Annotated in this window: 15 protein-coding genes and 1 pseudogene; 3 read left to right on the forward strand and 13 right to left on the reverse strand. The window is 65.4% G+C overall.

From position 1 onward, the window contains the following. Positions 1-195: 195 nt before the first annotated feature. The 4 genes from urtD to urtA form a co-directional block, all read right to left on the reverse strand. Positions 196-1,017: an urea ABC transporter ATP-binding protein UrtD gene (gene urtD / locus G3436_RS13025; protein ID WP_420801209.1), complete on the reverse strand. Its 822-nt coding sequence runs from the start codon at positions 1,015-1,017 to the stop codon at positions 196-198. A 35-nt stretch (positions 1,018-1,052) separates the two neighbouring features. Beyond that, a complete protein-coding gene (gene urtC, locus G3436_RS13030; RefSeq protein ID WP_163945530.1) occupies positions 1,053-2,132 on the reverse strand; it encodes an urea ABC transporter permease subunit UrtC in 1,080 nt (359 codons plus the stop codon). Beyond that, positions 2,132-3,631, reverse strand: a complete 1,500-nt coding sequence (gene urtB, locus G3436_RS13035) for an urea ABC transporter permease subunit UrtB (RefSeq protein WP_163945533.1) — start codon at positions 3,629-3,631, stop codon at positions 2,132-2,134. The genes urtC and urtB overlap by 1 nt, the downstream gene beginning before the upstream one ends. A gap of 135 nt (positions 3,632-3,766) precedes the next feature. Beyond that, positions 3,767-5,032 (reverse strand): urea ABC transporter substrate-binding protein, encoded by a 1,266-nt coding sequence (urtA, locus tag G3436_RS13040; protein WP_163945536.1) that lies wholly within the window; start codon positions 5,030-5,032, stop codon positions 3,767-3,769. A gap of 246 nt (positions 5,033-5,278) precedes the next feature. On the opposite strand from urtA, the gene G3436_RS13045 reads away from it, so the two are divergent. Further along, positions 5,279-5,809, forward strand: a complete 531-nt coding sequence (locus tag G3436_RS13045; RefSeq protein WP_163945539.1) for a hypothetical protein — start codon at positions 5,279-5,281, stop codon at positions 5,807-5,809. Here the strand turns inward: G3436_RS13045 and cycA are convergent. Next, entirely contained in the window at positions 5,800-7,221 is a 1,422-nt protein-coding gene (gene cycA, locus G3436_RS13050) for a D-serine/D-alanine/glycine transporter (RefSeq protein WP_163945541.1), read from the reverse strand. The genes G3436_RS13045 and cycA overlap by 10 nt on opposite strands. Positions 7,222-7,417: 196 nt before the next feature. Here cycA and G3436_RS13055 point away from each other — a divergent pair, with 196 nt between their 5' ends. Then, positions 7,418-7,672, forward strand: a complete 255-nt coding sequence (locus G3436_RS13055; protein ID WP_163945543.1) for a hypothetical protein — start codon at positions 7,418-7,420, stop codon at positions 7,670-7,672. A 43-nt stretch (positions 7,673-7,715) separates the two neighbouring features. Beyond that, positions 7,716-9,038: a trypsin gene (locus G3436_RS13060; protein ID WP_163945546.1), complete on the forward strand. Its 1,323-nt coding sequence runs from the start codon at positions 7,716-7,718 to the stop codon at positions 9,036-9,038. Here G3436_RS13060 and G3436_RS13065 read toward each other — a convergent pair. The 8 genes and pseudogenes from G3436_RS13065 to G3436_RS13100 all read right to left on the reverse strand — a co-directional run bounded on the left by G3436_RS13065 (position 8,958) and on the right by G3436_RS13100 (position 15,412). After that, positions 8,958-9,970 (reverse strand): annotated as a pseudogene (locus G3436_RS13065) (FecCD family ABC transporter permease). The gene G3436_RS13060 and the pseudogene G3436_RS13065 sit on opposite strands and share 81 nt — an antisense overlap. Beyond that, positions 9,967-10,911, reverse strand: a complete 945-nt coding sequence (locus tag G3436_RS13070; protein WP_163945548.1) for an ABC transporter substrate-binding protein — start codon at positions 10,909-10,911, stop codon at positions 9,967-9,969. The pseudogene G3436_RS13065 and the gene G3436_RS13070 overlap by 4 nt, the downstream one beginning before the upstream one ends. Further along, on the reverse strand, positions 10,908-11,696 hold the full coding sequence (locus tag G3436_RS13075; RefSeq protein WP_163945551.1) for an ABC transporter ATP-binding protein: 789 nt from the start codon (positions 11,694-11,696) through the stop codon (positions 10,908-10,910). Before G3436_RS13075 ends, G3436_RS13070 begins: the two co-directional genes overlap by 4 nt. Before the next feature lie 84 nt (positions 11,697-11,780). Beyond that, on the reverse strand, positions 11,781-12,314 hold the full coding sequence (locus tag G3436_RS13080) for a DUF3299 domain-containing protein (protein WP_163945554.1): 534 nt from the start codon (positions 12,312-12,314) through the stop codon (positions 11,781-11,783). A 49-nt stretch (positions 12,315-12,363) separates the two neighbouring features. Beyond that, entirely contained in the window at positions 12,364-12,612 is a 249-nt protein-coding gene (locus G3436_RS13085) for a GlsB/YeaQ/YmgE family stress response membrane protein (protein ID WP_163945557.1), read from the reverse strand. A 92-nt stretch (positions 12,613-12,704) separates the two neighbouring features. Next, the gene (locus G3436_RS13090) at positions 12,705-13,787 is read right to left on the reverse strand and encodes a 5-(carboxyamino)imidazole ribonucleotide synthase (protein WP_163945560.1); all 1,083 of its coding nucleotides are present in this window, start codon (positions 13,785-13,787) and stop codon (positions 12,705-12,707) included. A gap of 10 nt (positions 13,788-13,797) precedes the next feature. Then, the gene (gene purE / locus G3436_RS13095) at positions 13,798-14,289 is read right to left on the reverse strand and encodes a 5-(carboxyamino)imidazole ribonucleotide mutase (RefSeq protein WP_054916459.1); all 492 of its coding nucleotides are present in this window, start codon (positions 14,287-14,289) and stop codon (positions 13,798-13,800) included. 211 nt (positions 14,290-14,500) lie between these two features. Continuing rightward, positions 14,501-15,412, reverse strand: coding sequence for a LysR substrate-binding domain-containing protein (locus G3436_RS13100; RefSeq protein WP_163945562.1), 912 nt, complete (start codon positions 15,410-15,412; stop codon positions 14,501-14,503). Between the last annotated feature and the right edge of the window lie 153 nt (positions 15,413-15,565).

Below are 15,565 nucleotides of genomic sequence, written 5' to 3' on the forward strand. Positions count from 1 at the left end.
GTCGAGGCTGCGGTTGAAGAGGGCATGCGCGAGCAGGCCGAGCGGTTCCGCCAGGAAGGCAGCCAGCTGTACCAGAAGGTCTGAGGCCAGTTACCGGCGGTGTGCTGGGCACACCGCTTCGCTGGCAAGCCAGCTCCCACAGGGTTTTGTGAGCGCCGCAAATCCCTGTGGGAGCTGGCTTGCCAGCGAAGCTCTTTAGCGGCCCAGATACACCTCGATCACCCGATCATCGGCCTGCACCTGCTCCAGCGAGCCCTCGGCCAGCACGCTGCCCTGGTGCAGCACCGTCACATGGTCGGCAATGCTGCCGACAAAGCCCATGTCGTGCTCCACCACCATCAGCGAATGCTTGCCGGCCAGGCTTTTGAACAGCTCGGCGGTGAATTCGGTCTCGGCATCGGTCATGCCCGCCACCGGTTCATCCAGCAACAGCAACTGCGGGTCCTGCATCAGCAACATGCCGATCTCCAGGAACTGCTTCTGCCCATGCGAGAGCAACCCCGCCGGGCGCTGCGCCGAGCTCGTCAGGCGAATGGTCTGCAGCACCTCGCCGATCCGGTCCTTCTGCTCGCCACTCAACGTCGCGCACAGGCTGGCCCACACCGACTTGTCGGCCTTCTGCGCCAGCTCCAGGTTCTCGTACACGCTCAAGGCCTCGAACACCGTGGGCTTCTGGAACTTGCGGCCGATCCCGGCCTGGGCGATCTGCACCTCGCTCATGCGGGTCAGGTCCAGGGTCTCGCCAAACCAGGCCTTGCCGGCGCTGGGCCGGGTCTTGCCGGTGATCACGTCCATCAAGGTGGTCTTGCCCGCGCCGTTGGGGCCGATGATGCAGCGCAACTCGCCCACGCCGATGTACAGGTTCAGGTCATTCAGGGCCTTGAACCCGTCGAAGCTGACGCTGATGTCTTCCAGCGTCAGCACGGTGCCATGGCGCACGTCCAGGCCTGGCTGACGGCTTTGACCCAGGCCGATGGCGTCACGGCCGCTGCCGGCGTCGAGGATCGGTTCGAGCATGAATTCGGGGTGCACGGCGGGTAGCGGTACGCTTCTCATTGTTCGCCCCTTTTCTTCAGCAGGCCGACCACGCCCTTGGGCAGGTACAGCGTCACGAGGATGAACAGCGCGCCGAGGAAGAACAGCCAGAACTCGGGGAACGCCACGGTGAACCAGCTCTTCATGCCATTGACCAGGCCTGCGCCCAGCAGCGGCCCGATCAGCGTGCCGCGCCCACCCAGCGCGACCCACACGGCGGCCTCGATGGAGTTGGTCGGCGACATTTCGCTGGGGTTGATGATGCCCACCTGCGGCACGTACAGCGCCCCGGCCAGGCCGCACAGCACTGCGCTCAACACCCACACGAACAGCTTGAAGCCGCGCGGGTCGTAGCCGCAGAACATCAGGCGGTTCTCGGCATCGCGCAGCGCCGTGAGCACCCGCCCGAACTTGCTGCGCGCCAGCCGCCAGCCCGCGTACAGGCTGCCCGCCAGCAAGGCCACGGTCAGCAGGAACAGCACCGCGCGGGTGCCCTGGGCGGTGATCTCGAAGCCCAGGATGCGGCGAAAGTTGGTGAAGCCGTTGTTGCCGCCAAAGCCGGTCTCGTTGCGAAAGAACAGCAGCATGCCGGCGAAGGTCAGGGCCTGGGTCATGATCGAGAAGTACACGCCCTTGATCCGCGAGCGGAACGCGAAGTAGCCGAACACCAGCGCCAGCAGCCCCGGCGCCAGCACCACCAGGCACAGCGCCCAGGCAAAATGCTGGGTGCCGGCCCAGTACCACGGCAGCTCGGTCCACGAGAGGAAAGTCATGAACGCCGGCAGGCCGTCACCGGCCGCTTCGCGCATCAGGTACATGCCCATGGCATAGCCGCCCAGGGCGAAGAACAGGCCATGGCCCAGCGACAGCAGCCCGGCGTAGCCCCACACCAGATCAAGCGCCAGGGCAACGACGGCATAGCAGAGGATCTTGCCCACCAGGGTCAGGGTGTAGGCCGACACCTGCAGGCTGTGCCCGGCCGGCAGCAGCGACAGCAGCGGCAGGGCGATCAGCACCAGCAGCACCAGGGCGCCGATGGCCAGGGTCAGGCGCGGGCCGGCTTTTTGCGTGGCAGTGACAAGCAGTGGCTGGTTCATCAGTCGATTACCCGTCCCTTGAGGGCGAACAGACCTTGCGGACGCTTCTGGATGAACAGAATGATCAGCGCAAGGATGAGGATCTTGCCGAGCACCGCACCGATCTGCGGCTCCAGCAACTTGTTGGCTATCCCTAAGCCGAAGGCTGCCCAGAGGGTGCCGGCCAGTTGCCCGACACCGCCGAGCACCACGACCAGGAACGAGTCGATGATGTAGCTCTGGCCCAGGTCCGGGCCGACGTTGCCGATCTGGCTCAGGGCCACGCCGCCAAGGCCGGCGATACCCGAGCCCAGGCCAAAGGCGAGCATGTCCACGCGACCGGTGGGCACGCCGCAGCAGGCGGCCATGTTGCGGTTCTGGGTGACGGCGCGCACGTTCAGGCCCAGGCGGGTCTTGTTCAGCAGCAGCCAGGTCAGCAGTACCACGAACAGGGCAAAACCGATGATCACGATGCGGCTGTAAGGCAGTACCAGGTTGGGCAGCACTTGCACGCCACCGGACAGCCAGGCCGGGTTGGCCACTTCGACGTTCTGTGCGCCGAACAGCAGGCGGATGGCCTGGATCAGGATCAGGCTGATGCCCCAGGTCGCCAGCAGGGTTTCCAGCGGGCGGCCGTAGAGGTGGCGGATCACGGTGCGCTCCAGCAGCATGCCGACCCCGGCGCTGACAGCGAAGGCCACCGGCAGTGCCAGCAGTGGATAGAACGCAAGCGCCTCGGGGGCGTAGCGTTGCACCAGCAACTGCACCCCATACGTGCTGTAGGCGCCGAGCATCAGCATCTCGCCGTGGGCCATGTTGATCACCCCCAGCAGGCCGAAGGTGATCGCCAGGCCAAGGGCTGCCAGCAGCAGGATCGAGCCCAGCGACAGGCCGCTGAAGGCCTGGCCCAGCAGTTCGCCGATCAGCAGTTTGCGCTTGACCTGGGCCAGGCTGGTTTCTGCGGCGGTGCGCACTGCCGGGTCGGCTTCGATGCCGGGGTCGAGCAGGCTTTCGAGACGGGTGCGGGCCATCGGGTCGCCGGTTTCGCCCAGCAGGCGTACCGCGGCCAGGCGCACGGCGGGGTCGTTGGCGACCAGTTGCAGGTTGGCCAGGGCCAGGCCGAGGGCGGCGTGCACGGCGGCGTCGGTCTCGCTGGCGAAGCGCCGGTCGAGGAAGGCGACCTGGGCCGGTTGTGCACTTTTTTGCAGTTGCTGGGCAGCACTCAGGCGTACCTTGGCGTCACTGCTGAGCAGTTGATGGCTGGCCAGCGCATTCTCGACCAGCCCGCGCAGGCGGTTGTTCAGGCGCAGCTTGCGGTGGTCGTCGGGGCCCAGGCGACCTTGCTGAAGGGACGTCAGCAGGTCGAGGCGCGCGGTGTCGGGTTGCGCCGCCCAGCCCTGCAGCAGGCTGGCCTGCTCGTTGGGCTTGGCGGCGATGAAGAAGTCGGCGTCGCCGGCCTGCGCGGCCAGGGGCAGCAGCAGGAGCAGGGCGAGCAGCAGCGTGTGGAGTGCCTTGGGCATGGCGGCTTCCTTGAGAAGTGAGGTGACGGTCAGGGCCTCATCGCTGGCAAGCCAGCGCCCACAGGTTGTGTGAGCGCCTTGGATCCCTGTGGGAGCTGGCTTGCCAGCGAATGGGCCGCAAAGCGGCCCCCCGCCTCAGTTACCTTTCACGGCATAATCGGGCCGCTTGTCGTTACCCGGTATGAACGGGCTCCACGGCTGCGCACGCAGCGGTTGCTCGGTCTGCCACACCACGCTGAACTGCCCGTCATCCTGGATTTCACCGATCATCACCGGCTTGTGCAGGTGGTGGTTGGTCTTGTCCATGCTCAGGGTGAAGCCCGACGGTGCCTTGAACGACTGCCCGGCCAGCGCTTCACGCACCTTGTCCACGTCGGTGGACTTGGCTTTTTCCACAGCCTGCGCCCACATATGGATGCCCACGTAGGTGGCCTCCATCGGGTCGTTGGTCACCGCCTTGTCGGCCCCTGGCAGGTTCTTGGCCTTGGCGTAGGCCTTCCAGTCCGAGACGAACTGCGTGTTGACCGGGTTGTCCACCGACTCGAAGTAGTTCCATGCCGCCAGGTGACCCACCAGCGGCTTGGTGTCGATGCCGCGCAACTCCTCTTCGCCCACCGAGAACGCCACCACCGGCACGTCGGTGGCCTTCAGGCCCTGGTTGGCCAGCTCCTTGTAGAACGGCACGTTGGAGTCGCCGTTGACGGTGGAGATCACCGCGGTCTTGCCGCCGGCCGAGAACTTCTTGATGTTGGCGACGATGGTCTGGTAATCGCTGTGGCCGAACGGGGTGTACACCTCTTCGATGTCCTTGTCGGCCACGCCCTTGCTGTGCAGGAAGGCGCGCAGGATCTTGTTGGTGGTGCGCGGGTAGACGTAGTCGGTGCCCAGCAGGAAGTAGCGCTTGGCCGCGCCGCCGTCCTCGCTCATCAGGTAGTCCACCGCCGGGATCGCCTGCTGGTTGGGCGCGGCGCCTGTGTAGAACACGTTGGGCGACATCTCCTCACCTTCGTACTGCACCGGGTAGAACAGCAGCCCGTTGAGTTCCTCGAACACCGGCAGCACCGACTTGCGCGACACCGAGGTCCAGCAGCCGAACACCACCGCCACCTTGTCCTGGGTCAGCAGCTGGCGGCTCTTTTCGGCGAACAGCGGCCAGTTGGAGGCCGGGTCGACCACCACTGCTTCGAGCAGCTTGCCGTTCACCCCGCCCTTGGCGTTGATCTGCTCGATGGTCATCAGGGCCATGTCCTTGAGCGAGGTCTCGGAGATCGCCATGGTGCCCGACAGCGAATGCAGGATGCCGACCTTGATGGTCTCGGCGGCCTGGACCGTCCAGCTCAGGCCCATCGCGGCAATCGACGCGCTGAGGGTGAATGCCTTGATCAGACTGCGACGCTTCATAGTGCTCTCTCCATGGAATCGAATTGTTCTGGTGGGCAGATGGCGACTTCTGCAGAGAGCTTTAGCAAGGGCTGTGCCGATGTTGCATGCAGGCGTGCCAGAGCGGGCGGCCTGGCTTCACCTGCAGTGGGCGTGCACCGTGATGGCGCCAGTGGTGGTGCAGCGACGTGATGCATGCACAGCAATCGACCATGGCTTTGGTTTACCCTTGCGCCCTCACTTCACCTCGGCTCAAGGACTTTCGCCATGGAAGCGTCATCGCTGTACTTTCGCTGCAACATCACCCCGGCCCAATATCAGGCCGCGATCACTTCACCCGCAGTGGGCGCTGGCGAGTTCGATGACTGGCAGCAGTGGCTGGACGCCGCCGAGGTACACGGGGTACGTGATCTGGAGCAGAAGGCGCCTGACAATGCGCCAGCGCTGGGCGATGTGCTCCAGGGCTGGGTCGACTGCATGTACGGGAGCCTGATGCAGTACGACGAGGCGTCGCAGGTCTGGCAGTTCGCGCTGGTGGAGTTCACCAACAACTACGGCGAGATGATCCAACTGCTGGCCCCTCTGCGTCAGATGGCGAAGTACGCCACGCCCGAGTCGGACAGCTTCCTGCTGGTCTATTCGTATATCTGGGGTGATGGCGACAATGCGTTCCTCACCCTGGGCCAGCAGCGCAGCCAGTTTGCCAGCGGCCCATCGCCCGAGCAGCGGGCCGAGGCCGATGGTGTGCTGGAAGGGCTTGCCGAGGCCCTCCAGCAGCAAGAGTACGACTACGACTGACGCGGCGCGGCAGCGGGCACCGGCGCACGCGCCTGGCGCTTGCGCCGTACGCTCTGGTAGGTGACCGCCAGCAACACGAACCACACTGGCGTCACCAGCAGTGCCTGGCGGGTATCGCTCTCCAGGCACAGCAGCACCAGGATGAAGGCGAAGAAGGCCAGGCACACCCAGCACATGAAGCGCCCGCCCGGCATCTTGTACTTTGAGGCCTGGTGCAGCGCCGGGCGCTCCTTGCGGTAGGTCAGGTAGGACAGCAGGATCAGCGTCCACACGAACATGAACAGGATCGCCGACACCGTGGTCACCAGGGTGAAGGCTTCGATCAGGTCGGGGATCACGTACATCAGTGCCGCGCCCAGCAGCAGGCAGGTGCACGAGAAGTACAGGCCGTTGGCCGGCACCTTGCGGCTGGACAGGGTCTCGAAGCTTTTTGGTGCATCGCCCTGCTGGGCCAGGCCGAACAGCATGCGGCTGGTGGAAAACACCCCGCTGTTGGCCGAGGAGGCCGCCGAGGTCAGCACCACGAAGTTGATGATGCTCGCCGCCGCCGGCAACCCGGCCAGCACGAACAGTTCGACGAACGGGCTCTTGCCCGGCACCACGTCGCGCCATGGGGTCACCGCCATGATCGCGATCAGGGCCAGCACGTAGAACATGATGATGCGGATCGGGATCGAGTTGATCGCGCGCGGCAGGGTGCGCTCGGGGTTCTTGGCTTCGGCGGCGGTGGTGCCCACCAGCTCGATGCCGACAAAGGCGAACACGGCAATCTGAAAGCCCGCGAAAAAGCCCATCAGGCCATGCGGGAACATGCCGGCGTCGTTCCACAGGTTGCTCAGTTGCGCGTTGCTGCCACCGGGCGACTGGAAGCCGACGAAGACCATGTACAGGCCGGTGCACACCAGGGCCAGGATCGCGATGATCTTGATCAGGGCGAACCAGAACTCGATTTCGCCGAACAGCTTCACGGTGATCAGGTTGAGCGACAGCAGCACGCCGACACAGGCCAGTGCCGGCGCCCATTGCGGCAGCTCGGGGAACCAGAATTGCGAGTAGGCGGCGATCGCGATCACGTCGGCGATGCCGGTGATGATCCAGCAGAACCAGTAGGTCCAGCCGGTGAAATAGCCGGCCCAGGGGCCGAGCAGGTCGGCGGCGAAGTCGATGAATGACTTGTAGTTGAGGTTCGACAGCAGCAGTTCGCCCATGGCACGCATGACGAAGAACAGCATGAAGCCGATGATCATGTAGACGAAGATGATCGACGGGCCGGCCAGGCTGATGGTCTTGCCCGAGCCCATGAACAGGCCGGTGCCGATGGCGCCGCCAATGGCGATGAGCTGGATGTGACGGTTGGTGAGGTTGCGTTGCAGGTCGTGCGAGGGGGTGTCAGGGGGCTGATGTACGGTCATTGGTTGGCATTCCGTTGGAGGTCAGTCTTCTTGTGCGTCAAGCGAACGCTAGGCTATCACGGGCTTCGAACCGTGCACCGCGACAATACGTCTCAAGACCTGACCGAGGGCACCTGGCATTTGTATCAGTAGACGTGTGAGCTGATCGTGCCGAGCATGATGGCCATCAGAGCCACGTACCTACGGAGTCAATGCTATGGACAGCCACGTGTGTCGACGCTTGAGGGTTGCATGCCTGTGCGGGCTGCTTGGCGCGGTGGCGCAGGCCACCGCTGAGCTGCGCGCGCCAGGCCAGGTGCAGGCCGACGCCGCTGCGCCGGCCAGGCTGCTGTCGGCCAGCGACAATTATGCGGCACGTTTTTTTGCGGTCGGGCAGTTGCGCGCGGACAGCAGTTGCACTGCCACGCTGGTCGCGGCAGCCGTACGCCGCCGGCGAGTGCGCCGGCATTGATCTGAGTGCAGGGCACTGCGTCAACTACTTCAACCAGAACGAAGTGTGGCTGAACCGCGAGGCCGCCGCGCACTGGCGCTTCACCCCGGCGTTCTTCCATGACAATCAGGCCCAGCACCAGCCCCAACAGGTCAGGCGGGTGTTGTACGCCACGATGAAGTACGTCGACCTGGCCGTGCTGGAACTGGCCGCCACCTATGGTGAGCTCGCTGCGCTCGGGATCCGGCCGTTGCAACTGCGCGCCTTCAGCGGCGATGTGCGCCCGCTCGAACTACTTCAGGTACCGGTGATCGGGGTGGACCCGCGCGAGCAGTTCCTGCGTCATGCCGAGTGCACCAGCCAGCCGCGCCAGGCGCTCTATGAGTCGTTCGCACCATGGTTCTGGCCCGCTGCGCTGGGCAATGACTGCGCGGGGGTGGCGGGCGGCTCTTCCGGCGGCCCGGTGGTGGAGCGTTTGCAGGACACCATCATCGGGATACTCAATACCACGCTTGAGCGTGGCTACAACGGCTGCGGCCTGGCGCGTCCTTGCGAGATCGGTGCGAACCAGCAGGGCGAGGCGCGCGAGGGGGCCAGCTACTTCACCGCGGTACACAGCCTGATCGGCGCATTCAAGGCGGATGGTTCGTTTGATGTCGGCGGCCTCGACACTGAACCCCAGGTGCCCATCACGCGACCTTTCCAGCATGTCTGGAGCAGCCGCAGCCAGATCCCCGATGAGCAGGGTGTGCTGCGGCCGGCGCGCTGGGACCTGCGCCTGGGCGAGGGCTTCGAGCAGGTGAAGGTCAAGACCGGCGCGGCCCGCAGCACTGACTGTGAGCAGGGCGCCGGCTACGGCGCAGCGCAGCCCATCGAAGCGCAACCGCTATTGAACCTGGCGACGCCGCCCACAGAAGGTATCTACATCGCCTGCGTAATCGGCAAGCCGGTGGGTGGGGCGTGGCACACGCATGCCTCGTTTGCCCTGCGTGAAATCGACGATACCCCGCCCACCCAGAAACCTGGCCTGGCACGCCGCGACGGCGATGACGCCTGGCGGGTCATGGCCCTGTCGTCACCCAACGAACTCTCCAGCGTCATGTACAAGTACGACCGAACCGACCAGGGGCCGGTCGATTGCGCGAACATGCAGGGTTATCGCGCACAGCTCAACAACCAGTTTCATGCATTGGACAAGCGCTGGCCCTGGCGCTTCTGTGCCTACGGTCGCGACCTTGCCGACAACCCCGGCCCGGTGCAGCAGGCGACTTCACCCCGGCGCCCCAGGCGCGCTGAGCGCCCGGCCTCAGCGCCGGCGCATCATGCCGATGAAGAACAGCCCGCCAAGGGCGGCGGTGGCGATGCCGATGGGCAGATCCTCGGGTGAGATCAGGGTGCGCGCGGCCACATCCACCCAGATCAGGAACAGGCTGCCCAGCAACAGCGCCACCGGCAACAGCCGCCGGTGCTCGGCGCCCACCAGGCGCCGCGCGATGTGCGGCACCATCAGCCCGACAAAGCCGATCGAGCCGCTGATGGCCACCAGCACCCCGGTCAGCAGCGAGCAGATCAGAAACGCCACCAGCCGCACCGAACGGACGTTCAGGCCCAGGGTCACGGCGGTCTGCTCGCCGGCCATCAGCGCATTCAGCGAGCGCGCCATGCCCAGCAGCAACATCAGCCCCAGCACCACGCTGCCGCCGGTATCGCCAGCAGCTCCCAGCGCGCCAGGCCGAGGCCGCCGAGCATCCAGAACATCACCGCGGAGCTGGCGCGGTGATCGCCCATGAACAGCAACAGGTTGGCCAGCGCCATCATCACGAACGCCACCGCCACACCGCAAAGCAGCAGCCGATCACTGTCCAGGCGGCCATGCCGGCTGGCAATCGCCAGCACCAGCAGCATGCTGCACAAGGCGCCGACAAAGGCGGCCAGCGGCAGCGTCAGCACGCCGATCAACTCGCCCAGGTGCAGCACCACCAGCACCGCTCCCAGGGTTGCGCCCGAGGTCACGCCCAACAGATGAGGGTCGGCCAGCGGGTTGCGCGTGACCGCCTGCAATACCGCGCCGATCAGCGCCAGGCCGCCGCCCACCAGGGCACCCAGCAGCATGCGCGGGACCCGGATCAGCCACACGATGTGCTCCTGGCCGGGCGTCCAGGCGGGGGCGTCAGGGGCGATGCCGAGCACCTTGAACAGCAACACCTGCCACACCACCGACACCGGCACGGGCGCCGAACCGAACCCCAGCGACACCACGCACGACACCAGCAGCAGGCCGGCCAGCGCCAGCAGCATCAGGCGATAGCGGCCGTTCATGCGCCGTGCAGGCTCTTGGCGATGGCCTCGATGGCCTCGACGTTGTCCAGGCTCGGCGTGGCGGCCACGTACGGGATGACCACGAAACGCTTGTCGCGGATCGCCGCCACCGATTGCAGGGCCGGGTGCTGTTCGAGGAACTGTTGCTTCTGGGCGGCGCTGATCTCGCCGTAGTCCACGATCACGATCACTTCGGGGTTGCGCGCGACCACGTTCTCCCAGTTGACGCGGGTCCAGCTGGCCTCGACATCGTCGAGGATGTTGCGCCCGCCGGCGGCGTTGATCAGGGCTTCGGGCATGCCCAGGCGGCCGGAGGTCATCGCACGGTCTTCGCCGCTGTCATACAGGAACACCCGTGGGCGCTGTGCCGGCAGGTGCTGCTGCACGCGTGCGACGCGTTGCTGCATCTGTTCGATCAACTGGCTGGCGCGGGCCTGCACGTCGAAGATGCGCCCCAGGTTGCGCAGGTCGGTGTAGGTGTCGTCGAGGCTGGCCGGCGGGCGCTTCATCACGAACGCGCACGACTCGGTCAGCTCATACACCGGGATGCCCAGCGGCGCCAGGCTGTGCGGGGTGAGGTCGCCGCCCACACGCATGCCGTAGTCCCAGCCGGCGAAAAAGAAGTCGACGTTGGCGTTGAGCAGGGTTTCCACCGACGGGTACTTGCTGGCCAGTTCCGGCAAGCCATCGAGTTCCTTGCGCAGTGCCGGGGTCACTGCCTTCCAGCCGCTGACCCCGCTGTAGCCGACCATCTTCGAACGCAGGCCGAGGGCGAGCATCATCTGGGTCATGTTGATGTCGTGGCTCAGGGCCCGTTCGGGGGCCTTGGCGAAGGTCACCTCGCGGTTGCAACTGGTGACCGTGAGCGGGTAGCGGGTGGCCTCGGCCAGCGCGCTGCCGGCGAACAGGCACAAGCCGAGCAGCAGTGTGGAGCGGATCATCGTGGGGTTATCCAGGTGATGCGTGGATGGTCGGCCAGCGGGTGGCGGTCGATCAGCGCCTCGACGCCGAACACTTCGCGCAGCAGTTCGGCGGTGAGCACCTCGTGCGGCGTGCCGCTGGTGACCACGCTGCCGCGGTCGAGTACATAGAGGCGGTCGCAGAAGGCGGCGGCCAGGTTCAGGTCATGGATGCTGGCCAGGGTGGCAATGCGCAGTTGGCGCACCTGGTGCAGCAGGGCCAGTTGGTAGCGCGGGTCGAGGTGGTTGGTCGGTTCGTCGAGGATCAGTACCTGCGGTTGCTGGACCAGCGCGCGGGCGAGGATCACGCGTTGTTTCTCACCGCCCGAGAGGGTGGCGAAGGCGTGGTCGTCGAAGCCTTGCAGGCCCACGGCGCTCAGCGCCTGCTGCACGCGCTGGCGGTCGTCGCTGCTGTCGCCGTCGAACAGCCCCTTGTGCGGGGTACGGCCCATGGCAACCACTTCTTCGACGCTCAGGCCGAAGGCATCGGGGAATTCCTGCAGCACCACCGCGATGCGCTGGGCACACCAGCGTGGGGTCTGCCGCCAGAGGTCGTGATCGTCAAGGGTGACCTGCCCACGCTCGGGCGCATTGAAGCGATAGGCGCAACGCAGAAGGCTGGTCTTGCCGCTGCCGTTGGGGCCGATCAGGCCGACGAACTCGCCAGGGTTCACCTGCAGGTCGACGTCACGCAGCTGGAACTGGTGGTGGCAGTGGCCATGGCCCTTGGGGGACCAGTGCAGGTTGTGCAGAGTCAGGGTGGTCATGTGTCGTCTATTCGGGCCCCTTCGCTGGCAAGCCAGCTCCCACAGGGTTGGTGGGAGCTGCTTGCAGCGAAGAAGGCGACGCGGTTACAGATCGGCATCCTGCACCACACGCACTTTCCCCGCATCCAGCGCATACGCCGCATCGGCCAGGTCATTGCTGACCTTCTCCACCTTCAGCGTGCCGCTGACCCACAGCGGAGTGTAGATATCGTCCAGCTTCAACCCGTGCGGATAGCGCACCAGCACCAGTTGGTTGGGCGGCGGTGGCGGTACATGGATGCAGGCACCAGGATAAGGCACGAGGAAGAACAAGGTGCTGTTGCCTTTGGCGTCGGTCTCCAACGGCACGGGGTATCCGCCCAGACGGATCTGCTTGCCGTTCATGGCCGCCACCGTCTTGTTCGAATACATCACCGCCGGCAGGCCCTTGCTCTGCTTCAGGCCGCCCTTGTCGGTAAAGGTGCCCATGGCCTCGGGAGAGTCATGGTCGATCTCGGGCATCTGTTCCAGTGCCTTCTGGTCCGACGCGGGCATCAGTTCCAGCCAGTCGGTTTCGGGCAGCTCGGCCCGCGCCACGGCACTACACAGCAACAAGGAAAGCAGCAGGATTCGACGCATGAAAAAGGCTCGGCAACGAAAAGGTTCGATTGCCGAGCATTCTAGCGTCCTATGAGCGCTTTTTGATCATGCCGTAGATCACCAGCAGGATGATCGCGCCCACCAGCGCACCCAGGAAGCCAGCGCCCTCGCCCGCATGGTAGATCCCCAGCGCCTGGCCACCGTAGGTTGCCGCCAGGGAGCCGGCGATACCCAGCAGGATGGTCATGATCCAACCCATGCTGTCGTCGCCCGGCTTGAGGAAACGTGCCAGCAAGCCCACGATCAGGCCGATGAAGATGGTTCCGATGATACCCATGGCATTCCCTCTGAATTGAGTGCACGAGCCAAAGCCTAGTCAGCGCTTTGGCATCCTGCCATCAGAGGGATGCACCGGTGAAATGGTTCAACTCAGCCTGCGATCAGCGCTTCGACCTGCTGGATCTTCTGTTCCAGCGTGGCCATGTCGTCGCAACGCAGCGTGGCGTGGCCGACCTTGCGCCCAACCTTGAAGGCCTTGCCGTAGTGGTGCAGGTGGCAGTCGTCGATGGCCACGACCTGGTCCACTGCTGGCACTTCGCCGATGAAGTTGAGCATGGCGCTTTCACCAACCTTGGCGGTCGAGCCCAGCGGCAGGCCGGCCACGGCGCGCAGGTGGTTCTCGAACTGGCTGCACTCGGCGCCTTCGATGGTCCAGTGCCCGGAGTTGTGCACGCGCGGGGCGATTTCGTTGGCTTTCAGGCCACCGTCGACCTCAAAGAACTCGAACGCCAGCACGCCCACATAGTCGAGCTGCTTGAGCACGCGGCCGGCGTAGTCTTCGGCCAGGCCTTGCAACATGTGGTCTTCACTCGCCACCGACAGGCGCAGGATGCCGCTGTCGTGGGTGTTGTGCACCAGCGGGTAGAAGCGGGTCTCGCCATCGCGGGCACGCACGGCGATCAGCGACACTTCGCCGGTGAACGGCACGAAGCCTTCGAGCAGGCACGGCACGCTGCCAAGCTCGGCGAACGTGTCGACAACGTCAGCCTGTGTGCGCAGAACCTTCTGGCCCTTGCCGTCGTAGCCCAGGGTGCGGGTTTTCAACACGGCCGGCAGGCCGATGCTGGCCACGGCCGCATCCAGGTCGGCTTGCGACTGGATGTCGGCAAAGGCCGGCGTCGGAATGCCCAGGTCCTTGAACATGCTCTTCTCGAACCAGCGATCACGCGCGATGCGCAGGGCTTCGGCGCTGGGGTACACCGGCACGAACTGCGACAGAAACGCCACGGTCTCGGCCGGTACGCTCTCGAACTCGAAGGTCACCAGGTCGACTTCGTCGGCCAGCTGGCGCAGGTGGTCCTGGTCGCCGTAGTCGGCACGCAGGTGCTCGCCCAGGGCGGCGGCACAGGCGTCCGGCGCAGGGTCGAGGAAAGCGAAGTTCATGCCCAGCGGAGTGCCCGCCAGGGCCAGCATGCGGCCCAGTTGGCCGCCACCGATTACACCGATTTTCATGCGTGTGACCTCAGGCCTGGCGCGGGTCTGGATTGTCCAGAACGTTGTCTGTCTGCTCAGCGCGGAACTGTTTCAGAACGGTATGGAACTGCGGGTGCTTGGCGCCCAGAATGCTCGCCGACAGCAGTGCGGCGTTGATCGCGCCGGCCTTGCCGATGGCCAGGGTGGCAACCGGGATGCCGGCGGGCATCTGCACGATCGACAGCAGCGAGTCGACGCCCGAGAGCATGGCCGACTGCACCGGCACACCGAGCACCGGCAGGTGGGTCTTGGCAGCGCACATGCCTGGCAGGTGGGCAGCACCGCCGGCACCGGCGATGATCACCTCGATGCCACGGCCTTCGGCCTCTTCGGCGTACTGGAACAGCAGGTCCGGGGTGCGGTGGGCGGAGACCACCTTCACTTCGTAGGGAATGCCGAGTTTTTCCAGCATATCGGCGGTGTGGCTAAGGGTGGACCAATCGGACTTGGAGCCCATGATCACGCCAACCAGTGCACTCATCGTCGAGCCTCTTCTCTTGGGCGCCTTCAGGCGCGTCAAAAAACAACAAGCCACGCAGGACGACCGGCGTGGCTTGTTATGCGAATTAAGGCCGGGTGTGCCGACCGAAGGCCGCGCAGTATATCGCATAGCGGTGGCTTTGATGCACCCCGGCGACCAACTGTCAGCCTTATTTTTCGGGCATTTGCAGCGCTCCGGGCTGACCCTGGGGTCAAGCCGGCGCGGTCGCCGGCCCACCTTCGAGCTTGCGCCACAGCAGGCGCACGTTGGCCTTGCGCACCAGCGCGCAGCGGTACAGGCGAATCTCCAGCGGCACGTGCCATTGTGCGCCGCCACAGATCACCAGCTCGCCGCGCTCCAGCTCGGCGCGCGCCGACAGCCGTGGCACCCAGGCAATGCCCAGGCCTTCCAGCGCCATGCTCTTGAGGCTGTCGGCCATGGCGGTTTCGTAGAGGGTGGTAAAACGCAGGTTGCGCTGGCGCAGCAGCAGGTTGACCGAGCGCCCCAGGAAGGCCCCGGCGCTGTAGGCCAGCAACGGCACGCTGGCATCGTTTTCCAGGTCGAACAGCGGCTTGCCGTCGGCATCCGCAGCGCACACCGGCAACATCTCGGTGTGCCCCAGGTGCAGCGACGGGAAGATCTCGGCGTCCATCTGCAGTGCCGCATCCGGGTCATAGAACGCCAGCATCAGGTCGCAGCCGCCTTCGCGCAGCGCGTGCACCGCATCGCCGACGTTGGTCGCCACCAGCCGCGTGGCGATGTTCAGGCCGTCGTTGCGCAACTGCGCGATCCAGCGCGGAAAGAACCCCAGCGCCAGCGAGTGCGCCGCCGCCACCTGAATCACCTCGCCTTGCCCGCCTTCCAGATGATGCAAGTGGCGCAGCACTTCACCCAACTGGTCGACCACCGTGCGCGCCGTCACCAGAAACAGCTGGCCGGCTGCAGTCAGCTCGATGGGGGTGCGCGAACGGTTGACCAGTGTCAGCCCCAGCGCCGCTTCCAGACTGCGAATGCGTCGGCTGAACGCCGGCTGGGTGACGAAGCGCCGCTCTGCCGCCTGGGAGAAGCTGCGGGTGGCGGCCAGGGCACTGAAATCTTCCAGCCATTTGCTTTCGAGGTTCATCGCGTTCTCCAGGCCTGCACCAAAATGGCACACGCTCGAATGTCGGTTGGCGTCACATGGATCATTATGCCGTTTGTGCATAGGTTAGCGCGCAACAGCATTGGCCGCAAAATCCGCACAGGCCTAGGATTGGCGCCATTCCGGCATGTGCCG

Origin of the sequence: Pseudomonas brassicae, from assembly GCF_010671725.1 — a bacterium.
Lineage (GTDB): Bacteria > Pseudomonadota > Gammaproteobacteria > Pseudomonadales > Pseudomonadaceae > Aquipseudomonas > Aquipseudomonas brassicae.